General features: G+C 55.8%; 20 protein-coding genes, 1 pseudogene and 1 riboswitch. Of the genes and pseudogenes, 15 read left to right on the forward strand and 6 right to left on the reverse strand.

Annotation, left to right across the window (positions count from 1 at the left end; genetic code table 11):
• The 9 genes from K5905_RS05650 to K5905_RS05690 form a co-directional block, all read left to right on the forward strand.
• Positions 1 to 738, forward strand: a 738-nt coding sequence (locus tag K5905_RS05650) for a sigma 54-interacting transcriptional regulator (RefSeq protein WP_297581203.1), incomplete at its 5' end; no start/stop codon positions are given.
• A 237-nt stretch (positions 739 to 975) separates the two neighbouring features.
• The gene (locus K5905_RS05655) at positions 976 to 1,551 is read left to right on the forward strand and encodes a hypothetical protein (RefSeq protein WP_297581206.1); all 576 of its coding nucleotides are present in this window, start codon (positions 976 to 978) and stop codon (positions 1,549 to 1,551) included.
• Between the two features lie 276 nt (positions 1,552 to 1,827).
• The gene (gene groES, locus K5905_RS05660; protein WP_297581208.1) at positions 1,828 to 2,115 is read left to right on the forward strand and encodes a co-chaperone GroES; all 288 of its coding nucleotides are present in this window, start codon (positions 1,828 to 1,830) and stop codon (positions 2,113 to 2,115) included.
• Between the two features lie 57 nt (positions 2,116 to 2,172).
• Complete coding sequence (gene groL, locus K5905_RS05665) at positions 2,173 to 3,816, forward strand: chaperonin GroEL (protein WP_297581210.1); 1,644 nt, start codon at positions 2,173 to 2,175, stop codon at positions 3,814 to 3,816.
• 293 nt (positions 3,817 to 4,109) lie between these two features.
• Complete coding sequence (locus K5905_RS05670) at positions 4,110 to 5,909, forward strand: HTTM domain-containing protein (RefSeq protein ID WP_297581212.1); 1,800 nt, start codon at positions 4,110 to 4,112, stop codon at positions 5,907 to 5,909.
• 104 nt (positions 5,910 to 6,013) lie between these two features.
• On the forward strand, positions 6,014 to 6,907 hold the full coding sequence (locus K5905_RS05675) for a LysR family transcriptional regulator (protein WP_297581214.1): 894 nt from the start codon (positions 6,014 to 6,016) through the stop codon (positions 6,905 to 6,907).
• An 83-nt stretch (positions 6,908 to 6,990) separates the two neighbouring features.
• Positions 6,991 to 8,664, forward strand: a complete 1,674-nt coding sequence (locus K5905_RS05680; RefSeq protein ID WP_297581216.1) for a sulfatase-like hydrolase/transferase — start codon at positions 6,991 to 6,993, stop codon at positions 8,662 to 8,664.
• 1 nt (position 8,665) lies between these two features.
• On the forward strand, positions 8,666 to 10,792 hold the full coding sequence (locus tag K5905_RS05685) for a TRAP transporter fused permease subunit (protein ID WP_297581218.1): 2,127 nt from the start codon (positions 8,666 to 8,668) through the stop codon (positions 10,790 to 10,792).
• 17 nt (positions 10,793 to 10,809) lie between these two features.
• Complete coding sequence (locus tag K5905_RS05690) at positions 10,810 to 11,787, forward strand: TAXI family TRAP transporter solute-binding subunit (RefSeq protein WP_297581220.1); 978 nt, start codon at positions 10,810 to 10,812, stop codon at positions 11,785 to 11,787.
• 176 nt (positions 11,788 to 11,963) lie between these two features.
• On the opposite strand, the gene K5905_RS05695 is transcribed toward K5905_RS05690, so the two are convergent.
• Positions 11,964 to 12,668 (reverse strand): glutathione S-transferase N-terminal domain-containing protein, encoded by a 705-nt coding sequence (locus K5905_RS05695; RefSeq protein ID WP_297581222.1) that lies wholly within the window; start codon positions 12,666 to 12,668, stop codon positions 11,964 to 11,966.
• A gap of 212 nt (positions 12,669 to 12,880) precedes the next feature.
• On the opposite strand from K5905_RS05695, the gene K5905_RS05700 reads away from it, so the two are divergent.
• The 5 genes from K5905_RS05700 to K5905_RS05720 all read left to right on the forward strand — a co-directional run bounded on the left by K5905_RS05700 (position 12,881) and on the right by K5905_RS05720 (position 17,267).
• Positions 12,881 to 13,093, forward strand: a complete 213-nt coding sequence (locus K5905_RS05700; RefSeq protein ID WP_297581224.1) for a SlyX family protein — start codon at positions 12,881 to 12,883, stop codon at positions 13,091 to 13,093.
• Positions 13,094 to 13,135: 42 nt separating this feature from the next.
• On the forward strand, positions 13,136 to 14,137 hold the full coding sequence (locus tag K5905_RS05705) for an NADP-dependent oxidoreductase (RefSeq protein WP_297581226.1): 1,002 nt from the start codon (positions 13,136 to 13,138) through the stop codon (positions 14,135 to 14,137).
• Between the two features lie 171 nt (positions 14,138 to 14,308).
• On the forward strand, positions 14,309 to 15,319 hold the full coding sequence (locus tag K5905_RS05710) for an efflux RND transporter periplasmic adaptor subunit (protein WP_297581228.1): 1,011 nt from the start codon (positions 14,309 to 14,311) through the stop codon (positions 15,317 to 15,319).
• Entirely contained in the window at positions 15,319 to 16,557 is a 1,239-nt protein-coding gene (locus K5905_RS05715; RefSeq protein ID WP_297581230.1) for an ABC transporter permease, read from the forward strand. The genes K5905_RS05710 and K5905_RS05715 overlap by 1 nt, the downstream gene beginning before the upstream one ends.
• Positions 16,554 to 17,267, forward strand: coding sequence for an ABC transporter ATP-binding protein (locus K5905_RS05720; protein ID WP_297581231.1), 714 nt, complete (start codon positions 16,554 to 16,556; stop codon positions 17,265 to 17,267). The genes K5905_RS05715 and K5905_RS05720 overlap by 4 nt, the downstream gene beginning before the upstream one ends.
• A 115-nt stretch (positions 17,268 to 17,382) precedes the next feature.
• A riboswitch (SAM-I-IV-variant riboswitch) is annotated at positions 17,383 to 17,508 on the forward strand.
• Positions 17,509 to 17,805: 297 nt separating this feature from the next.
• On the opposite strand, the pseudogene K5905_RS05725 reads toward K5905_RS05720, so the two are convergent.
• The 3 genes and pseudogenes from K5905_RS05725 to K5905_RS05735 form a co-directional block, all read right to left on the reverse strand.
• Positions 17,806 to 18,138 (reverse strand): annotated as a pseudogene (locus K5905_RS05725) (acyl-CoA thioesterase); the annotation flags it as partial.
• 225 nt (positions 18,139 to 18,363) lie between these two features.
• The gene (locus tag K5905_RS05730) at positions 18,364 to 18,585 is read right to left on the reverse strand and encodes a hypothetical protein (RefSeq protein WP_297581233.1); all 222 of its coding nucleotides are present in this window, start codon (positions 18,583 to 18,585) and stop codon (positions 18,364 to 18,366) included.
• Positions 18,579 to 19,079: a group III truncated hemoglobin gene (locus tag K5905_RS05735; RefSeq protein ID WP_297581234.1), complete on the reverse strand. Its 501-nt coding sequence runs from the start codon at positions 19,077 to 19,079 to the stop codon at positions 18,579 to 18,581. The genes K5905_RS05730 and K5905_RS05735 overlap by 7 nt, the downstream gene beginning before the upstream one ends.
• 97 nt (positions 19,080 to 19,176) lie before the next feature.
• Here K5905_RS05735 and K5905_RS05740 point away from each other — a divergent pair, with 97 nt between their 5' ends.
• Positions 19,177 to 19,608: an Rrf2 family transcriptional regulator gene (locus K5905_RS05740; protein WP_297581236.1), complete on the forward strand. Its 432-nt coding sequence runs from the start codon at positions 19,177 to 19,179 to the stop codon at positions 19,606 to 19,608.
• Here the strand turns inward: K5905_RS05740 and K5905_RS05745 are convergent.
• Entirely contained in the window at positions 19,605 to 20,234 is a 630-nt protein-coding gene (locus tag K5905_RS05745) for a Crp/Fnr family transcriptional regulator (RefSeq protein WP_297581238.1), read from the reverse strand. The two genes, K5905_RS05740 and K5905_RS05745, sit on opposite strands and share 4 nt — an antisense overlap.
• A 291-nt stretch (positions 20,235 to 20,525) precedes the next feature.
• On the reverse strand, positions 20,526 to 21,323 hold the full coding sequence (locus K5905_RS05750; RefSeq protein WP_297581239.1) for a ChbG/HpnK family deacetylase: 798 nt from the start codon (positions 21,321 to 21,323) through the stop codon (positions 20,526 to 20,528).
• Positions 21,324 to 21,407: the final 84 nt, after the last annotated feature.

Consider the following 21,407-nt stretch of genomic DNA (forward strand, 5'->3'; position numbering starts at 1 on the left):
GGCGCGGCCGACAACCGGGCCGGTGCCGCGGAACAAGCTGACGGCGGAACGTTGTTTCTGGACGAAATCGGCGAAATGGACCTGATGCTGCAAAGCAAGCTGCTCAGGTTTTTGCAAACCGGGACTTTCCAGCGACTCGGCGACACGCAGACCCGGCAGGTGGACGCACGCATCATCTGCGCCACAAACCGCAATCCCTTGACCGAGATTACGGCTGGCAGGTTCCGGGAAGACCTCTACTACCGTCTGCATGTGCTGCCTATTCACTTACCGGCGCTCAGAGAACGGCGCGACGATATCCTGCCTCTGGCCCAGTCTTTCCTCGACCGCTATTCACAGGAAGAACGCCGTGGTTTCCGGGGGTTCGACGCTGATGCCGAAGCCCGGATCGTCTCCTATTCCTGGCCCGGCAATGTCCGACAACTGGAGAACACCATCCGGCAAATGGTTGTCATGAATGACGGCGTCGCCGTGACCTATGACATGCTTCCGATGGTGATCCGGGACCAGAGTGCGCGGCCGAATGCGGTGATCGATCTCTCGCGCGAACGTTCCCGTGCTGCCCCTCCAAGCCGGCCCTTCGGCGCGATCGAGCCCTTATGGGCGCAGGAGCGGCGGATCATCGAAGACGCGCTGGATGCGTTTGACGGCAACATTGCCATGGCGGCCGCGGCGCTTGAAATCAGCCCGTCCACAATCTATCGGAAACGTCAGTCATGGACCGCTCGCAGCGTCTGACGCGCTGCTGAATTCACTTCGGCTCTTCAGCAGCGGGTCCGGGCACAAGAGCGCAAACGTCGAATGTGCCCTAACATGTTCTGCGTCATCATCTTCTGAACTCTCACAGGTTATGAAGTGAAAGCGAGCATGCTTCCGTTTACCGCATCGCACACATTTTCTTGTCTATTGGCAGAAGTCGGTCTATATCGGCGAAATCGCTAAAAACGAAAAGACTTAAGGGCGTGCGGGGATAAAATGACATTGTTGACCGGAAGACGTGCATCAAGGCGGATCGTTTCTGCTGCCCTCATTACTGTGGGAACATTGGCAGGAACTTTGACCGCCCAGGCTCAGCCTGAAACCGGCTCAGCACCTTCCGAAGCTTTCGAACAGGCTCTTTCTGCTTACGACAAGGCTTGGGAAACTTCCGGCCTTGCCTTCAACGTGGCCACTTTCACCGAAAACGGCGGTTCCGCCTATGGTCAATACACTCCGCGTGCAGACGCCGTCTTTGCTGATGGCCAGGCGCTTTCAATCTACGCAGAACCGGTTGGCTACGCCTATCGGGAAACCGATGGCGATTACGCGTTCGAGCTGACAGCAAGCTACAAGCTTCTCAACAAATCCGGGCAGGTGCTTGCAGGCCAGGACAATTTCGCTGTCTTTTCCGGCAACGGCCGTTCCAAACAAAGAGAACTGGCAGCAGCCCTGACGTTCCAGTTCAGCGGACTGCCGTCCGGCGACTATCAGCTTGAAACGACATTCACCGACGAGGTGAACGAAAATCAAGCCGGCTTCACCTTGCCATTCACGGTCACCGCCCCTAATTAAAGCCGGTCAGATCTGCTTCGCGCAAGCGACTGAATCCGCCCTAACAATGCCGCATTTACGATACTGGTGCGCGGTTCGGGCGATAGACATTAAATTCTCCTCATAAAGCATTGACAAGCTGCGCTCGGCTACATAAATCGATGACGCTGTTAGCACTCGCCTTGAGGGAGTGCTAAGAAGCTGCGAGAGGTCGCTCCTCTCGTGCAAGTCAACCCATTTATCATGTCTCGCGCGCTGCCAATTGCGTGGGGCGCGCTCATGAGAGGAAACAGTCTTATGGCATTTCGTCCATTGCACGACCGTGTCGTCGTTCGCCGCGTAGACTCTGAAGAGAAGACCGCAGGCGGCATCATCATTCCGGACTCCGCAAAAGAAAAGCCGCAGGAAGGCGAGATCGTCGCCGTTGGCGCCGGCGCCCGTAAGGACAGCGGTGAGCTGATCCCGGTCGACGTTAAAGCAGGCGACCGCGTTCTGTTCGGCAAGTGGTCCGGCACCGAAGTCAAGATCGACGGTGAAGACCTCCTGATCATGAAGGAATCCGACATCATGGGCGTGATCGCTTAAGTCACAGCGAACCGCTTTTGATCTCAACATCATTCCAATTTTAAGTGAGACGACCTCATGTCTGCTAAAGAAGTAAAGTTCTCCTCCGACGCCCGTGAGCGCATGCTCAAAGGCGTGGACACCCTCGCAAACGCTGTAAAAGTTACTCTTGGCCCGAAAGGCCGTAATGTCGTTCTCGACAAGGCTTTCGGCGCACCGCGTATCACCAAGGACGGTGTTTCCGTTGCCAAGGAAATCGAACTGGAAGACAAGTTCGAAAACATGGGCGCCCAGATGGTGCGCGAAGTGGCCTCCAAAACCAACGACATCGCTGGTGACGGCACCACGACTGCTACCGTTCTGGCACAGGCCATCGTCAAGGAAGGCGCCAAGGCTGTTGCTGCCGGCATGAACCCGATGGACCTGAAGCGCGGCGTTGACATTGCTGCTGCTGAAGCAGTCAAGTACCTGGAAGCTGCTTCCAAGACCATCACCACTTCCGAAGAAGTTGCTCAGGTCGGCACCATTTCCGCAAATGGCGACGTGCAGGTCGGTCAGGACATTGCCGAAGCCATGCAGAAAGTCGGCAACGAAGGCGTGATCACCGTCGAAGAAGCCAAATCCCTGGAAACCGAGCTGGAAGTCGTTGAAGGCATGCAGTTCGACCGCGGTTACCTGTCTCCGTACTTTGTCACCAACGCTGACAAGATGCTGGCAGACCTTGAAAAGCCGTACATCCTGCTGCACGAGAAAAAACTCTCCAACCTGCAGGCCATGCTGCCGATCCTGGAATCCGTTGTTCAGTCTTCCCGCCCGCTGCTCATCATCGCTGAAGATGTAGAAGGCGAAGCACTTGCAACCCTCGTGGTCAACAAGCTGCGCGGCGGTCTGAAAATTGCTGCTGTCAAGGCTCCGGGCTTCGGCGATCGCCGCAAGGCAATGCTCGAAGACATCGCGATCCTCACCGGTGGCACCGTGATCTCCGAAGATCTCGGCATCAAGCTGGAAAACGTGACCCTCGACATGCTCGGCACTGCCGAGAAAGTGTCCATCACCAAGGAAACCACCACCATCGTTGACGGTGCAGGTTCCAAGGACGACATCAACGGTCGCGTTGGTCAGATCAAGGCCCAGATCGAAGAAACCACTTCCGATTACGACCGTGAGAAGCTGCAGGAGCGTCTGGCCAAGCTTGCTGGTGGTGTTGCAGTCATCCGCGTTGGCGGTGCAACTGAAATCGAAGTGAAAGAGAAAAAAGACCGCGTTGACGATGCTCTGAACGCAACCCGCGCTGCCGTTGAAGAAGGCATCGTACCGGGTGGTGGCGCTGCTCTGCTGCGTGCGAAGAAGGCCGTTTCCGCACTGTCTTCCGACAACTCCGACATCGAAGCAGGCATCAAGATCGTTCTGCGCGCTCTCGAAGCTCCGATCCGTCAGATCGTTGAAAACGCTGGTGTCGAAGGCTCCATCGTTGTCGGCAAGATCCAGGAAAACGACGACGACACCTACGGCTTCAACGCTCAGACCGAAGAATTCGTCAACATGATCGAAGCTGGCATCATCGACCCGACCAAAGTTGTTCGTACTGCCCTGCAGGACGCAGCTTCCGTCGCTGGTCTGCTGATCACCACCGAAGCCATGGTTGCCGAGCTGCCGAAGAAAGAAGCAGCACCGGCAATGCCGGGTGGCGACATGGGCGGCATGGGCGGTATGGGCTTCTAAGAAGCCTGAAGCTCAAAAGCTTTACGAAAGGGCGGCCTCCGGGCCGCCCTTTTTGTGTCTGTAGCCACCTCTTTCGGGTGCGTATGCCTGCGACGCCAACAGCCAGCACGGGTTTCGAAGACGTCCTGAAGCTCACGCATTGACTGGGCCGGCTTGGAGCCAAATTTTCATCCCCGAACTTGGCCGATCAAACCGTTCGCCCCAACAAATGGGCAACCCAAGAATATTAACCACAACGAGGCATCATTACCGCTACTTCTGTGATCGAGTGCGAGTCGGCGAGACATTCAGCAATGAAGACCATCAGGGTCAAACTGGCTCCCGTCCGGGAGATTTTTGGCATCGACCTTCGGACGCTTGCGCTGTTTCGCATCCTGCTTGGCGTCTATATTCTCATAGATCTCTGTTTTCGCTCACGAGATCTCCTGGCCCATTATACGGACTCAGGGCTGATGCCTCGTGCCGTGCAGATGGAGTTTCTTTACCTAAGCACTTGGTCAATTCACCTGGCCAACGGGTCGGCGTGGTTCCAGGCATTATTGTTTCTTCTGGCCGCCTTCCTGGCCATATTGCTTATTCTCGGCTGGCGTACACGCCTGGTGACCGCACTTTCGTGGCTCCTGATGCTTTCGGTTCAAAACCGAAACACGTTCATCTTGTCCGGCGAAGACAATCTTGCCCTTCTGCTTCTGTTCTGGGCCATGTTTCTGCCTCTGGGTGCACGGTACTCCGCCGATTGCGCCGTGAACCGGTCGGAACGATTTTCAAAAAATGCCTATTTTTCAATCGCGACATTCGCCCTCCTGATCCAGGGCATGTCCATGTACTTTTTCAGCGCGCTGCTAAAGACCCATCCAATCTGGGTTCCAGAGGGGACTGCCGTTTACTACGCGCTGCATCTTGATTACCTCGTCACTCCATTTGCGCTATGGTTCCGGCAATTCGAACCCATGCTGACGGGTCTGACCTATTACGTTTATGTCCTGGAGCTGGTCGGTCCATTTCTGATTTTCTCCCCGCTCTTTCACCGAACGCTCCGAACTCTCTTCATGCTGGCCTTCATAACCATGCATCTGGCGTTTCTGTTCTTTCTTGAAATCGGATTTTTCCCCTTCGTTTCCATCATCATGAACCTGACCTTCATGCCGGGATGGATGTGGGACAAGCTGGATGGATGGCTCCCGCGACGGACTTCAGATCCAGTCGGGATCTGGTTCGACCGGGGGTGTGATTTCTGCGAGAAGACCTGCCACCTTCTGGCAGTGTTCTTGTTTCTGCGCACTGTTCCCGTCAAACCTGCTCAGGACGACCCGGACATCGGACCGGAACTCGAAAGCCGTAATTCCTGGGTACTGACGGTAGGAAACAAACGCTTTTTCAAGTTCAATGCCATCGTCAGGCTATTTGGCCTTTCGCCGGTGTTCTTTCCGGTCGCCTGGATACTCGACCGAAATATGTTTCATGGGACCGGGGACAGGTTTTATGACTGGATCGGAAAAAACCGTCCGTTACTTTCCCGAATGACCGGAGGATTGTTGCAATGGCGCGACACAGATTCCCGGTTCGGGCCGATGACACAGTCCATCGCAGCTGTTTTCCTGATTTTCATAACACTTCAGAACATATCCACTCTTGCGTGGAGCGGCCTGAATTTGCCGTCTTCCTTTTTGTTCGCTCGGCAGGCCCTCGGGCTCTATCAGAACTGGACGATGTTTGCCCCATATCCCGAAATGACAAGTCCGTGGCCGGTCATCGAAGGTGAATTGTCTGATGGAACGATTGTGGACGTCTATCGGATGCAAAAAGGCCTTGCCGACTTCGACAAGCCAGCTGTCGTTTCCGAAGTCTACGCGAACTACCGTTGGCGCAAATTCCTCTCGATTTTGGAGGACCGCTCCTACGATGATGCGCATCACAGGCTTGCTCTCAACTATGGCCGTTTTCTCTGCCGGACATGGTCAGCAAAGCATCCGGATAGTCCCGCGCTGTCTACCTTTGTCATTTACTTTCAAACAGAACCGACACCGCTTCCAGGTGGTGAAAAAGAAATCTCGACCAGACAGATCTGGAACCATGATTGTTTGAACCAATAGCGTTCGGTTCCTCTCCCGCAATCAGATGACATGCCAATGCTTCATTTCGCCTTGGCGATCTTCTATCCTTGCGGGCTGGTAGACGGTGAGGATTGGAGAGCTGTTTGAAACCCCAGCATGTGGAGCTGATTGTCACGATCGCAGAGCTCGGCAGTCTCGGCGCGGCGGCTGCGCGCATGAACAGGACCCAGCCTGCGATTACGAAAGCGCTGAAAGCTGCCGAAGCAGATCTTGGAACACCGATATTCTTTCGCGCGTCCTATGGCGTGGTACCGACCTCCGAGGGGCAACTGATTGTTGACCGATGCCGCAAGATTTTCGGCGACATCAAGAAACTGCAGGAGGAAGTTGCCCAGATCCAGGGGGATTATGTCGGCACCATAGATATAATCGTTTCACCCCTGGTTGCCTTGAAAGTCGTTCCGACCGTTTTGCGCCGGTTTCAACAGCGCTTTCCCAACGTGAAAATCGGCATTACGGGGGGCCATGCACCGGCTGCATTTTCACCGCTCCGTCGGGGAGAGGCAGATTTTGTCCTCGGGCCTTCCCCTTCTCCAAGCGACCTGCCTGGCCTGCATGCCACACCGCTGTTTTCGACGCCCGTCTCCATCCTGACCGGTGCCCAATCAAGATATCTGAACATCAAGGATCCGTTGGAGCTTAAGGACGGTCGCTGGATCATGATCGGTCCCAAGGAACGGCGCCCGGTCTATTATCAGATATTCGAAAGCAAGGGCATCAGTCCACCGGAACCTTTTGCCCGATCCGATTCCGTTCTCAGCATCTTGTCCATGCTGGAAGGGACGGATCTGCTCTGTTCGTTTCCAAGTCTGCCGATTCCGGAGATCCGCTCAAAATGGGATATCGGGATCGTGCCAATCGAAGAACAGCTACCGACGGTTTCCATCGCCATCACCTCCGCAAAAGACAGAATACTGACACCGGCGGCCTTCGCCTTTTCCGAACTCGTTCAGGAACATTGCAAGGACTGGAACTGAGTCATAACCAAAATTCTCAAATGAGAAAAATGATCATTTGAAAGCTATGCCTCGTTAGTCGTATCGTTTCCTCGCAAGCGATCTTGGGAGGGAGTCCGCTGAATATCCTGTTCATCATGTATGACCAATTGCGCTTTGATTACCTGAGCTGCTCCGGTCATCCACATCTGCACACCCCGAATTTCGACCGTGTTGCCGCCATGGGTGTGCGGTTCACAAATGCCTATGTGCAATCGCCGATCTGCGGTGCGAGCCGGATGAGCACCTATACCGGCCGGTATGCATCGTCTCATGGCGCGCAGTGGAACGGATTTCCTCTGCGTGTCGGTGAGCAGACGATGGGGGACCACCTGCGCAAGCTGGGTATGGATTGCTGGCTTATCGGCAAAACCCACATGAAAGCCGACAAGGAAGGCATGGCCCGGCTTGGTCTCAGCCCGGACAGTGTGATCGGCGCGCGGCAGGAAGAATGCGGCTTTGATGTCTGGATCCGCGATGACGGATTGTGGGGCCAGGGACCCGACGGTTTTTACGATGAGAAGCGTTCTCCCTATAATGAATATCTGAAGTCGAAAGGCTATGAGAGCGAAAACCCCTGGGCTGATTTCGCCAATGCCGGGATCGAAGGCAACGAGCTTGCCAGTGGCTGGATGTTCGATAATGCCGACAAGGCCGCGAATATTCGCGAAGAAGATAGTGAAACACCCTGGCTGACGTCTCGGACGATCGCATTCATCGAACAGGCCAAGGGCACGTGGTGTGCCCATGTCAGTTATATCAAGCCACACTGGCCCTACATCGTCCCTGCCCCCTATCACAACATGTACGGCAAGAACCAGGTACCGCAGGCAAAGCGCCACAACCTGGAGCGCGAGGACGCACATCCGGTTTACGCAGCCTATATGGAAAGTGCCATTTCCTCGGCCTTTCAGCAGGATCAGGTTCGCGACAAGGTCATTCCGGCCTATATGGGCTTGATCAAACAGTGCGACGATCAGCTCGGGCGGCTTTTGGACTATCTGGAAACCAGCGGGCGAAAGGAAGACACCATGATCGTTCTGACATCCGATCATGGTGATTATCTCGGCGACCACTGGCTGGGTGAGAAAGACCTCTTCCATGAGCAATCGGTGAAGGTTCCCCTGATCATCTATGATCCTAGGACAGAAGCCGACGGAACAAGGGGCAGCACTTGCGAGGCGCTGGTCGAAGCCATTGATCTTGTACCAACCTTCGTTGAGGCTGCAGGAGGCAAGGTTCCGGATCACATTCTAGAGGGGCGCAGCCTGCAAGCGTATTTGCACAGCAGATCGGACCAGGGCCGCGACTTTGTCATCAGTGAGTTCGATTATTCGCCCACGCCGCAATGCGTGAAACTCGGGCTGGAGCCACGCGATGCACGCCTCTTCATGGTTTTTGACGGCCGCTACAAGCTGATGCACGCAGAGGGTGGATTTCGTCCCATGCTGTTTGATCTGATGACAGACCCGGACGAATTCCATGATCTTGCAAAAGGCAATGATCACCGGGCCGAGATCGACCGCCTTTACGGCTATCTCGCCCAATGGGGCCGACGACTGGCTCAACGGGTAACGAAATCAGAAGATGACATCAAAGCCATGCGAGGTCGCTCCAAACGCAAGGGGATTCTGCCTTTCCTGAAGGATGGCAGTGAGGTTCCAGATGAGCTGACAGAAGCCTATCGCGGTCCGGTTCGGCAGAACCACATCAACGCCCCGCACGATGCCGGAGAATGATGTGACCGGTCAGGCAGAAAAGACCGACAACGAAACCCAACCAGCCTTGAACCTTAATACCAGGCTGTCGGATGTGCTTGCTCTCTGCTTTGCGCTGGTGATCGTGATCTATGCCGCCTCGGGTCCAATATCTGAATTTGTCCGCTGGCTCATTGAGACCACCACACCGGGTTTCGACGAGCTGTCGCGCCGCGACAAACGACTGCTCATCCGGGAACATTGGCTGGGTGGCGGGTACAGGAGTTTTGAGCGGAATTTTCTGCTGCCCACAGGATTGATCCTTGGCCTGCCCATTTTGTTTGCCTTTGCAGTTTCACTTCTGACACTCCATCGCGAACGCAAACAGCAGTGGCTGAACTGGGCTCTCACTCTGTTGGCACTTCTTGCCTTCAGTGCCTGGATTGCAAAGATTTTCGCCACAGACGGCGGTGCGTTGCCGACAGCAAATCCGCTCGATTATGTAATGTTCCCGCTGGCAACGGCGATCACGCTTTATCTGACCTGGCGGATGTTCGGCGGCTTCATCGTCGCGTTTTGCCTGTTCTGGGTGGTCTACTTCTTCATTCGCGGCTACCTGCCCGGTTGGACCGGGATTCTTGCCGGATCTGAATCAACCTTCGCGCAGAGCATGCGCTCGATGGTACAGAATTTCTGGGCTCAGACCGGTGGCATGTTCGGACAACCGCTTCAGGTCGTCTCTGGCAATGTGCTCATCTACATCGTCTTCGGTGCCGTCATGATGGCCGCCGGCGCCGGAGACCTGCTCTTGAAGATTGCCAATCGCCTTACCGGCGGTTTCGTCGGCGGTGCCGCGCACGCGGCCGTGGCGAGTTCCGCGCTGTTCGGCACTCTTTCCGGGGCAGCGATCTCCAATGTTGTCTCCACCGGTGTGATGACAATTCCGGTCATCAAGAAATCGGGCTTCAGACCAGCTTTTGCAGGTGCAGTGGAAGCAGCTGCGTCCACCGGTGGGCAGGTGATGCCACCGGTTATGGGTGTTGTTGCGTTCTTCGTTGCCGGACAGATCGGACTTGAATACCGGTATATCGTCGTCGCCGCGATCCTGCCGGCGGTGTTCTACTATTTTGGTACTTTCCTGACGATTTATTTCGAAGCGCGGAAACAGGGAATAGGAACCCTGCCGTCGGAGGCAAGGCCTGCTCTGAACCGGAAAGAACTGATCCAGTGCCTGGTCTTCATCATCCCGCTAGGTGTTCTGACCTATTTTCTTTTTGTTCAACCGTCCGTCCCCAAGGCAGGATTTTACGGTCTTGTTGCCGCCGTGGGTGCTGCACTCGTTCTTTTCCCGGCATTCCGGTCACCCGAGCGTTTGTGGTCGGCCTTCGTGAGCGCAGGTCGCATGTCCGCATCCATCGTAGTCATCGTGACTGCGATCGGCCTGATCGTCGGGCTTATTCAGGTCTCCGGATTTTCGGGGCGCCTGGCTTTGCTTTTGACCCAGTTGGCAAACGGCCCGCTGCCCATAGTTCTGATCGTTGTCGCCCTGGGTTCAATCGTTCTCGGCATGGGCCTTCCACCGGGTGCAACTTATTTCATCATCGTGATCGCGCTCAGCTCCGGCATTGAGACGATCGGCATTCCACCGCTGACTTTGCACCTTTTCGTTGTCTTTTTCGCGGTTATGTCAACCGTGACACCACCGGTCGCGCTGGCTGCCTTCGCGGCGGCGCCGATTGCAGGTGCAGATCCGGTACGAACAGGATTCGAGGCGGCCCGTATCGGTGTTGCAGGATTTCTGATCCCGTTCGTCTTCGTCTATCACCCGGCGGTTCTTTATAAACTGCAGATGCTTTTTGTCTGGTTCGGAGAGGAAGTTCCGAACAGCCGCGCCATGCTCGACATCAATGCGGTCGGCTGGCTTGATTTTATTTGGGTCATCCTGGCATTCGCGCTTGCCATGTGGATGACCGCCTCTGCTCTGACAGGATTTGACCGCCGGGCGCTTGGTCCGGTTGAACGTGTGGCGCGCGCAGCCATTGGCCTTTTGGTACTGGTGCCGTCCGTCTTCATTGCAGCGAGCGCCGTGATGTTGAGCCTGGCGCTTCTTGGCCGTCACTTTTTCCTGTCGCGGGCAACGCCCAAACGCATACCCAAGGAATTCGCATGACCAAGGGAGGAAACATCATGCGTAAACTCAGTCTTGCCACCCTTATCGCCACATCGCTTCTTGCGACATCCAGCTGGGCGGAAGAGGTGACACTTAAAATGGCGACGATTGCCCCGAGCCTCGGCCAGGCAATCACCATGGCGACCTTTGCCAATATCGTGACCGAGAATCTTGATGACGTTACGATTGAAGTGGCTGCAGGTGGTGCTGCGACGGTTCATATGCTGGAAGTCGCCCGTGGCAATCTCGACATGTCGATGGGATCGCCGACAATCCATTTCCTGCTCACTCAAAAGAAGGCCATGTACAAGGATGTCGACAACAATGAGGAGCTGGCCGGCAATGTCAGCCAGCTGATGGCCTTCCCCTGGGGCGCTTATCACTTCGCGGTGCGCGCCGACAGCGACATCGAATATCTCGATGACATTGAAGGCACCACGGTCTTTCTGGGACCGCAGGGCGGCGGCGCCTACAACGCTGCCAAAGGCTGGATCGAGTCGACGACAGGTTTGGTCGCAGGTGAGGACTTTGATGCCATCAAAGCCAACTGGAAGACCGGGTTTCAGGCCTTTCTCGACGGTAAGATCGACATGTATGTTAATGGCTGCATTGATCCATGCCAGCAGTTCATTCAATTCACTGAAACCGAAAAAGTCCGTTTTATCGGCCCGGAAGATGACACCGGTGAAGCCGTTGACAAATTCCTCGGCAAATTTCGCCAGAGAGCGGAAGTCCCTGCGGGTCTTTATGCCAATCAGGTCAATGACGGCGCGGTGAAGTCAAACAATACAGGCGTCAGCATCGCCGTGCGCACGGACCTGGACGAAGATCTCGTCTACCGGATGACAAAGGCCTTTTGGGAAAACGTCGACAACATCACGTCCGATGCCCCCTGGGCAAAGGCCCTGACACCGGAATATGGCGCCAAGGCCGAGGGCACAATCAAGCTGCATCCCGGTGCCGAGCGCTATTATAAGGAAATCGGTGCGATGTAACCGCGCCCGCTTTGGATACAAGGTCGCCGGTGCCCGTATGGTCTGGCGAAAAACGTGGCCATCCTGCGGATATGTTCTGCAACAGGTTGAAGCGAGACCTTCAGCGCGCATGTAAAAAGGGGCAGTCTACGGGACGCTCCTTTTTCTGTTCCGGTGCTTCATTGCAGTCGCAGCTATCAGTCGCGTGCGGGAATATTGATTGCCTTCTGGCTTGCCGGACGCTCAAGGCAGATATCTACCCAACGCACGACATTCTTGAAATTCTGATAGTCGACAACTTCAGCTGCCTCGTAAAAGCCGTTGATGTTGCGCGCCCAGGGCCAGGAGGCGATATCGGCGATCGTGTAATCATCCCCCATGATGAATTCACGACCCTCCAACTGGCGGTCAAGAACACCCAGGAGTCGCTTGACTTCGTCCCGGTAGCGTTCAAACGGACGGCGATCCTCATATTCCCTGCCGGCAAACTTGTGAAAGAAACCGAGCTGGCCGGTCATGGGGCCCAAGCCGCCCATCTGCCACATCACCCATTGGATGGTTTCGTGTCTCAGCGCCGGATTTTCGGACAGGAACTTGCCTGACTTGTCTGCGAGATAGATGAGAATGGCGCCTGATTCCCAAAGCGCAACCGGCTCGCCACCCAAACCGTTAGGATCGATGATCGCCGGGATCTTGTTGTTGGGATTGAGCGACAGGAATTCCGGGCTCATCTGATCATTGGTGGCAAAGTCCACCTTGTGCGGCTCGTAAGGCAGTCCGGTTTCTTCCAGCATGGCGGACACCTTGATGCCATTCGGTGTCGGCAGGGAATAAAGCTGAATCCGGTCTGGATGCTGGGCCGGCCATTTTTCGGTGATCTTGAAATCGGACAAGGTTGTCATGACATGCTTTCTTCAGGATGTTTTTCAATGGTGCCCGGCTTCGGCAGGACGACCGCACACCAGGAGACTTGCCACACCTTCTGCCAGCTCCAGAACTCATCGGCAAGATACGATGAATGAATTTGTCGAATTGTGATAATCGGCCTATAGCTGCACCTCGCTGCATCGGTTACAGAATCGCAACCGAAGTCACGAAATCCAAGGACGCGCAAATGGCCCAGGATCATGAAACCAGGCTTGAGAAACTAGAGATCGATCTGGCACATGCCACCAACACAATCGATGACCTCAACGGCGTTGTTGTCGAACAGGGCAAGCAAATCGATCGTTTGACGCGGGCACTGTCGAACATGACCGATCAGGTGGAAGAACTTATGGAAAATGTTTTGCCAGGTCACCAGATTGAAAAACCACCTCACTACTGATTGAGAAACCCAGGAAAGCCGGGCCAGGCGAAAGGCAGTTCAATGAACAATATGCGGCTCACACTGAAATCCCGTCCGGAAGGACGGCTTGGACCGGAGCATTTCGACCGTGTTGAGGAAGATCTCGGGCCACTGGCAGACGGCAAGGCCCGGATCAGGGTTCTCTATGTTTCCCTCGATCCTGCAATGCGCGGCTGGGTGTCAGCGAGCACCGACAGTTACCTGCCTCCGGTCCCTCTGGGCGATACGATGCGTTCGCTCGGTGTCGGTGTGGTCGAAGACAGCAAATCCGACGCCTACAAACCAGGCGACTGGGTGACCGGCATGACCGGCTGGACGCAGTTCCTCGATGTCGGCCCTGGTGAATTGAGCGTGGTTCCGCAGGTTGCGAGCCTTGAAGACTATATCGGCATACTCGGCCTGCCCGGTGCGACGGCCTGGTATGGCCTGGTGGTCGAGGGTGAAGCGAAGGAAGGCCAAACGCTCTGCGTCACAGGTGCCGCCGGCTCCGTCGGCTCGCTGGTCGGGCAGATCGGCAAGGCACTGGGGCTGCGTGTGATCGGTATTGCCGGGACGCAGGAAAAATGCGACTGGCTGGTCAATGATCTGAGCTTTGATGCCGCTCTCAATTATCGCACAGACGATCTCGACAAGGGTCTCAAGGAGTTCGCTCCCGGGGGGATCGACTTGCATTTTGAAAATGTGGGCGGCGACCCCTTCAATGCAGCTCTTAAAAACATGGCGCCGTTCGGGCGGATGATCTTTTGCGGCTTCATTTCCGTCTATAACGGCGAAGCAACCGCCACGCCGCCCGAGATGACAGCCATCGTCCGAAAGCGGTTGACGTTGAAGGGTTATGTGATGACCGACCATTTCGACAAGTTTCCGGCGATTTTCCAGGAGCTCGGCAAGTTGATGATGGAAGGTAAGCTGAAATATCGGCTTGATGTCACGACGGGTCTTGAGAACGCACCAACAGCGTTCAACAAGCTTTTTGACGGCACCAACAAGGGCAAACTGGCAGTCAAGGTTGCAGACCTTTAAGCCGCTGTTTCCTGCCATAAACGCCGAAACCCGTCTCCGGCATTCATATGCTTGCATCTATCAGGGCACATTGCGCGCTGTGTTTCCCAACTTACCTGCGCAGTTGATCCAGACCAAGGCAATGCAGTCGTTACCGGGTAGTTTGAAGATCGGTTCTTTCAAAGGTGTACCATGCGGCTATCCCGTTTTCTCGTCCTGACCTGTCTGAGCGTTGCTGCTGTCGCCGGCTGGTACTGGTGGTCCCAAAAACCGCCGGAAGTGCAGATCGTGCAGCCGACAAATGGCCGGGCCGCGGAAGTTGTCTATGCGACTGCGGTCGTGGAACCGGTCAGGTGGGCCAAAGTCACCAGCATCATCCGCGAGCGGATCATCACGCTTTGCGGATGCGAGGGGATGCAAGTCAGCAAGGGTGATCAGCTCGCCGAACTGGACAGCGGTGACGCCCGGGCAACGCTTGCCGAACTGGAGGCCCGTCAGGCACTGGCCCAGTCCGATCGGGAACGCGCCCAGCAACTGTTCGAACGACGGGTCGTCAGTCAACAGATCTACGACAAGGCGCAAAGCGAACTGATCCGCATCAATGCCATGATCGCGGCGCAGAAGGAGCGGTTGCTGGACTACACGATCACCTCGCCGATGGATGGCGTCGTGCTTCGTCAGGACGGCGCCGTCGGCGAAGTCGCAGAACCGGGGGAAATCCTGTTCTGGATCGGCCAACCCTTGCCGCTGCAATTGGTTGCGGAGGTCAACGAGGAAGATATTCCCAAGGTCGAAAAAGGACATGAAGCACTCATTCGCGCCGATGCCTTTCCAGACAGGGACTTGAGAGCAACCGTCGCAAGAATTACTCCCAAGGGTGATCCGGTCTTAAAAAATTACCGAGTTTACCTGGATTTGCCCGATGACACGCCGTTGCACATCGGCATGACGGCAGAAATCAACATTGTCACGCGTGAAAGCAAAAATACGCTTTTGGTTCCGCTCGCGGCGTTTGACGGTTCCGTGCTGCAGATGCTCGACGACGACGACCGTATTTCGCCTGTCAGTGTCGAAACAGGAATAAAGGGCACCAGAGCTGTCGAGGTCCTTGACGGCGTGAAGGCCGAAACCCGCATCGTATTCCCATACCGGGAAGACCTGAGCGAAGGGCAGAAGGTCAAACCGGAGAGTGGAGACCGGTAATGGTTCTGCTCCTTCGGATCGCTTCTACCCATATCCGCAATCGCATGCGGCAGACCGTGGTTTCAACACTTGGTGTAGCACTGGGCGTCGGTTTTTCTGTCGCAATGGCGAGCCTCATGGAAGGGTCGCAACGGGATTTCATGGCAACGCTGATCGACGCCATTCCACATGTGGAAATTCTTGACGAGCAAAGGTCGCCCGCCGAGCAGCCCGCCAGCCTTGTCTATGATGCCGTTGCCTATTCAGGACTTCGGCCCAAGGAAGACCTTCGGGGTATCCGCAATCCGGTCGAGGCGCTGGCATCGCTTCGCGACTGGGTTGACGGCAATATGGCGCAAAGGCTGACCGGACAGGCCGTCCTGCGCTACAGCGGTCAGGATCTCGGGATGACACTTATCGGTGTCGTTCCGCGCTCCGAGCTTGCAGTTTCCAAGATCGGCAAAGACATGCGCAGTGGCAGCTTTCGGGATCTGGACGTTACGTCCAACGGGCTCGTCCTGGGAAACAAGGCCGCGACCAGGCTTGGCGCAGAACTTGGAGACACGGTGACGCTGACATCTGCGAACGGTGTGGCCAAGCGCTTCAAGATCGTCGGCATGTTTCACACCGGCGTAACGTCCAGCGATGAGGGACTTGCCTATGCGCCATTGAAAGCGGTTCAGATTCTGCTCGAAAAGCCGGATGTCATAAACACCATTGCCATTAAGCTTGCCGATATAGGTCTGGCGAATGACGTCGCGGCGCGCGCCGAACGTCAACTGGGGTACAAGGCGGTCTCGTGGGAAGAAGCAAACGAAGGGCTTATGGAAGCCTTTTTCGTGCGCAACATCATCATGTACACCGTCGTCGGTGCCATACTTGTTGTGGCAGGTTTCGGCATCTTCAACATCGTCTCGACGATCGTTCATGAAAAGGCGCGCGATATTGCCATCCTGAAATCGCTAGGGTTTCCGGAACACGACATCCAGCAAATCTTCGTCCTTGAAGGTCTCGTCATCGGCGTCCTTGGCGCAATTGCCGGGTCTATCCTGGGATTTGCGCTCTCAAGCTACCTTGCCACCATCAGGTTCGAATTCACGACCGATGTGGAAATGACCCAGCTTCCGATCCACTTCTCCAGCCTGCATTACGTTATTGCCTGCCTGTTAGCGCTGTTTTCCTCCGGCATTGCCGGTTTCATCCCGGCCCGCAAAGCCGCACGTCTCAATCCCGTCGATATCATCAGGGGTGCGACATGAGCCTTGCATCAATACCGGACCCCAATTCCGTGCTGCTCGAAACCCGAAACCTGACCCGGATCCTGCCGGCTGTCGTACCGGTTACACTTGTTGAGGATGTCAGTTTTCAGGTCGGTCAATCGGAATTCATAGCGATCACCGGCCCGTCCGGCTCTGGTAAATCTTCCCTTCTCTACCTGCTCGGCCTCCTCGACAGACCGACCCGGGGACGCATCTTCATCGATGGACTGGAGACGGAAAACCTGTCTTCGACCGATCTTGCTCAACTGCGCCTGCAAAAAATCGGGTTCGTATTCCAGTTCCATTTTCTTCTGCCGGAATTCACGGCCCTGGATAATGTGATGATCCCCATGCAGAAACTCGGGAAACTGACATCAGGCGAGCAACGGGACCGAGCTGAAGGTTTGTTATCGGACCTCGGTCTTGAGGATTTTCTTCACCGCCGACCAGCTCAGCTTTCCGGGGGACAGCGGCAACGTGTTGCGGTCGCCCGCGCCCTGGCAAACGCTCCGGATCTCATCCTCGCTGACGAACCGACCGGCAGTCTTGATTCCAAAGCAACGGAACAGGTATTCGAAAGCCTTCAGAAAATCGTCGAAACTCAGAAAACCACCATCGTCGCAGTCACGCATGACATGGATCTGGCCGCACGCATGGAGCGGCGAATTCATCTGGTGGACGGCCGTATCGACTATGACCGCAAGCAATGAACCCTGGGCAGGCCGAGACTTCTGTACCGAATGCGACGTGTTTACGCTGTTTATAAAAACTGGGTGAGCCTTGCATAGATGGACTTGCCAAGGTGCGAGCAGCATGGCATAAGCCGACGATCATCAAGAGAAGGGCTGGCGCCCTCGCCAACCTGCCAGACCGGGCAAGGTGGTTTCCGCAACAGGGATGCGGCTGGTTAGAACCTCAAAAAGAGGCTAGTCGGCAATGAAGCGGTTGAATTTCCATGCGCCAGTCCTCCTAGGGAAACCGATGGAGGATTTTTTGTCTAAACAGCCTTTTGCCGGAAGAGCGGCAAATCTGATCGAAGATCCGGTGGTGGCCAATGCCGAAATTGCCGGATCGGAAGTCTGGCAACGGGCAGCCGAAGACTGCGTGCTGGCTCGTATCAAGTCACTGCGTCTTATCGGTCTGCCACGGCACAAGTCACCTTTGCACCCTGATGAACGCGTTCTGCGGCTGCAGGCGCTGCTTCAGCTTTGGGCCGAAGGTTGCACCTGCGCTTTCGACGAAGATCTTTGGAACAGGGCGCGGCCTGCCGTCTTCATCGACAGCGACCATCGTGAAGATCGCTTCAGTCACCTTTTCGCGTTGGCCGTAGCGATGCCGAAGTGCCCAGGCCGCAAGCCTGATTTCCATGGACGATGTGCCGACGCGTATGACCTCTGAATAGACGCACAAGACGTCGCCGACGTGAACTGGACGAATGAACTTCATCTTGTCGACTGCGATGGTGACCACCCGGCCTTCGGCTCGCTGACCGGCTGCAATGCCTCCCGCAAGATCCATTTGAGACAGAACCCAGCCGCCGAAGATATCTCCGTTGGCATTGGTATCGGCAGGCATCGCCATGGTCCGCAGCGTCAGATCACCGCTCGGTTGTTCCTCGTTCACGCCTGAACTCCCCCTGTTTCAGATTTAAACAGAGTACCCTGCAGCCGGGGGAGTACAAGGGCACTCGTTCAGATGATCAGCATCAGAATGGCCATGATCCACAGCGGGAGCGGTGCTGCGACCCAGATCAACAGGATTGGCAGGCTGCGAGGCAAGAGATTGGAAATGGTCATATTAGGCTTCCTATCCGAACAATGGCATTTCGGCGACCGTGAGAACTGCAAGCGCCAGCATGCCCGTGACAAAAGCGAGCTTGGCACTGCCGATAAGCGTGCGGCCTGCGACATCCAATTTTGGCAACGGCATTTTGCGGGAATCCAGATACATGGACATCAGCATGATGGAAAACACGGCGAACCAGACCACGACGAGCGCTTCGGCCACAAGAACAATACCGACTAACATGATGGGCTCCTGTGCGGGTCCTGAGAGGACAGGTCAGGAGGCGTTGCGGCTCCGGCAAAGCCAAAGGTGGCAAGCCAGAGAGACTGGGCGATCCTTTCCGCGACAGCGATAATCTCGTCGGCCAGATCCGGCACGAATAACTCCCTGATCACGGGGCGGAAGACATCCAGCCATTCGCCGTAGTCGGAACTTAAAAGTTCCTTCTGTTTAAGGTGCGCCGGAACCGGCTTACCCTTGTAGGCACCGTTTTTCAGAAGAACCGCCTGCCAGAACGTTTCCATCTTCGCCAGATGTTCATCCCACCTGCCTTCAAGACGACGCTCGAAGATTTCACCCAGGCGAGGGTGCTTGCGAATGCAGCCATAGAAGGTGTGCACCATTACCTGGATAGACTGTTCGTTGACCGTTTCGTAGCGCTGCAAGCGATCCCCCCGCTCCGGTGTGACACGGCGCTGAAGTTTGTATCTGTTCGATGCGGAATTGCGGGCTTCCATAGCCGCCTCCAAAACATTCATTTAAGATGCATCTTTTAAATGCCACAGCTTCAAGCTAAAATCAACATCTAAGATGAATGTTTTATAGGATCCAGTCATGCGCCTCAGTCAGGCCAGCGACTTTGCGTTGAGAATACTGATGGCAACCGCCCAGTCAGGCGCGCCCCAGACCGTGGACAAGCTGAGCACCCAGCTCGGCCTGGCCAAGTCGCATGTCATGAAGATTGTCGCCCAGCTGGCGAGAGGCGGTTATCTGGAAACCACCCGCGGTCGTGGCGGCGGCATCCGTCTTGCCAGATCAACGGAAGAAATCCGGTTGGGCGATGTGGTCAGATTGATCGAGCCGGATCTGGGTGTCGTGGCCTGCCTGAAACCGGCTCCCGCCGTTTGCGCCTTCCTGCCGCGCTGTGCCATGAAAGGTGCCATGGCACAGGCCGCCGAGGCTTTTCTAGACAGTCTCAACACCCATACGCTTGCGTCCATGCTGACGGGGACACAAATGGCCGTGTTGGTGGACGCAGGCGACTAAAGCGTTGACGCCTGTTCCAGAAACTCGATTTCTTCCAGGCAGTAATACCCGGAAATCCGGCTGATCGTGCCGGAACGTTTCCAGTCGTTCAGGACCCGGCTGACATTCTCGCGCGCGGCGCCGGCCATATTGGCGATGTCGGCCTGGGACAGCTTGTAGTGGATCAGCATCCGGCCGTCGTCCAATGGCTTGCCGAAGGTTTCTGCAAGCTGCAGCAACGTTTGTGCAACGCGACCGGGCAGCGGCAGGAAAGAACGAGCGGCAAGAACGTCGTTGGCATGGCGCAGACGTTTGCTGACGATCGACAGCATGTGGCGGTAAACCGCCGGATGTTCATCTGCGAACCGCTGAAACGCTGCTTTGTCAATGAAAGCAAGCTGAGCTTCCTTCAGGGCGCTGACGGTCGCCGATCGTGGCCGGCCATCCAACAATGCGAGTTCGCCGACAAGATCTCCTGGCCCCAAAACCGCCAGCAACTGCTCATCCCCTTCCACGGACAGCAGCGACACTTTCAAAGATCCTTCCAGAACGGCGTAACAACCGTTCCCGGGATCGCCATTTTCGAAAAGTATTGTTCCTGCAGCGATTTTCATGGGCCTGGCCAGGCTGGATAAACCAGCAGCCAAGTCCGTTTCCAGCCCCTCCAGTGAAAAGCTGTTCTGCAAGAAGTCCTTTATTTCTGCCACACTTTCGCCCTGCCTATTTCTGCCGACACCACGATTTTTTTCACCCTAATCGCGACTCTGTGATTTCCATCACGTGCAATCAAGCAAAATCTCCCTATATCAAAGGACATGGAAGCGGGGCCGCCCCTCCCCCCTTCTTGACCTCCACGAAAAACGGCTCTGTTCCCCGCAGGGCCGTTTTTTCGTTTCTGCGGAAATTCTGCGCACAGGCACAGTAACCAAGTCAGCGTGCTAATTCAAAAAAACATCCTTTTTGTCCAGCGTCTGAAAAAACCGCTCGCTGGACAGGACTTCATACTGACATTCCCGGATGGCAATTTTCTTGCGGTGTTCATCCCGCCTCAACCGATCGTCCGGCCGACCGGGAATGGCCGCAACGAAACTGCGATCACTCAGACCGTCGAAATGATTATGCAAAAGCCGGTGCAGCTCTTCCCGGTCGCTTATCTCCGGCAAAGGGTCGGCCTTTGGTAGAACGCTGAGACCATAAGACCTCGCAAGCCGTGCAAGGCGGAGCGTCTGCAGCCCCGACCTGATGGGCGATATCACCAGAGGCGGTTTGTCGAAATCCGCTTGCTTCACCGCTTTGAAGACAATGCGCGCCATGGAGGAACGCTCCAGCAATCCCTCGCGGACGGCAACGAAATCCGGTTGCCGTTTCATCAGAACGCTGTAGCGGGTCAATTGGGCCAGGGCTTCGTCGAGCAGCACATCGTCCGGCAACAACCTGAAAAAGGCACGCCTTTGGATTTTCTCGCGGCTGAACATGCGGTCGCCATAGGTTTCCTGCATGCGCACGCTAACCGGAGCGATCCGGTCACCGCTGAACGCCAGGTTGATGCCGAAAAGCACCCGCCTTCCTACCTGATCGGACAATTCCTGAAGCGGACGAAATTCTCGTGGCCAGAGGTCTGTCGCAACCATGGCACCCAAGGCACTCAGACGACCACGTTCGGCCAGATCCCGCAAAGCGCGGTCGACGCCGAATGCGATCCCGTAGTCCAGAGCTCCAAGTGTAATTCGTTTCATTAAATTCCGCAGGCGGGCCAGACACTATAGTCCCCTTCCCTGCGGCATTCGAAGGGACTTTGCAAGTAGATTGTGCGTAGAAGC

Source organism: Roseibium sp., from assembly GCF_025698965.1.
Lineage (GTDB): Bacteria > Pseudomonadota > Alphaproteobacteria > Rhizobiales > Stappiaceae > Roseibium.

Bases quoted from the DNA above. Each gene is read 5' to 3' on its own strand.
- K5905_RS05700 (WP_297581224.1), top strand. From the start codon at position 12,881: ATGGCCCAGGATCATGAAACCAGGCTTGAGAAACTAGAGATCGATCTG.
- K5905_RS05730 (WP_297581233.1), bottom strand. From the start codon at position 18,585: ATGTTAGTCGGTATTGTTCTTGTGGCCGAAGCGCTCGTCGTGGTCTGG.
- K5905_RS05710 (WP_297581228.1), top strand. From the start codon at position 14,309: ATGCGGCTATCCCGTTTTCTCGTCCTGACCTGTCTGAGCGTTGCTGCT.
- K5905_RS05735 (WP_297581234.1), bottom strand. From the start codon at position 19,079: ATGGAAGCCCGCAATTCCGCATCGAACAGATACAAACTTCAGCGCCGT.
- K5905_RS05720 (WP_297581231.1), top strand. From the start codon at position 16,554: ATGAGCCTTGCATCAATACCGGACCCCAATTCCGTGCTGCTCGAAACC.
- K5905_RS05715 (WP_297581230.1), top strand. From the start codon at position 15,319: ATGGTTCTGCTCCTTCGGATCGCTTCTACCCATATCCGCAATCGCATG.
- K5905_RS05740 (WP_297581236.1), top strand. From the start codon at position 19,177: ATGCGCCTCAGTCAGGCCAGCGACTTTGCGTTGAGAATACTGATGGCA.
- K5905_RS05670 (WP_297581212.1), top strand. From the start codon at position 4,110: ATGAAGACCATCAGGGTCAAACTGGCTCCCGTCCGGGAGATTTTTGGC.
- K5905_RS05655 (WP_297581206.1), top strand. From the start codon at position 976: ATGACATTGTTGACCGGAAGACGTGCATCAAGGCGGATCGTTTCTGCT.
- K5905_RS05690 (WP_297581220.1), top strand. From the start codon at position 10,810: ATGCGTAAACTCAGTCTTGCCACCCTTATCGCCACATCGCTTCTTGCG.
- groL (WP_297581210.1), top strand. From the start codon at position 2,173: ATGTCTGCTAAAGAAGTAAAGTTCTCCTCCGACGCCCGTGAGCGCATG.
- K5905_RS05750 (WP_297581239.1), bottom strand. From the start codon at position 21,323: ATGAAACGAATTACACTTGGAGCTCTGGACTACGGGATCGCATTCGGC.
- K5905_RS05705 (WP_297581226.1), top strand. From the start codon at position 13,136: ATGAACAATATGCGGCTCACACTGAAATCCCGTCCGGAAGGACGGCTT.
- groES (WP_297581208.1), top strand. From the start codon at position 1,828: ATGGCATTTCGTCCATTGCACGACCGTGTCGTCGTTCGCCGCGTAGAC.
- K5905_RS05695 (WP_297581222.1), bottom strand. From the start codon at position 12,668: ATGACAACCTTGTCCGATTTCAAGATCACCGAAAAATGGCCGGCCCAG.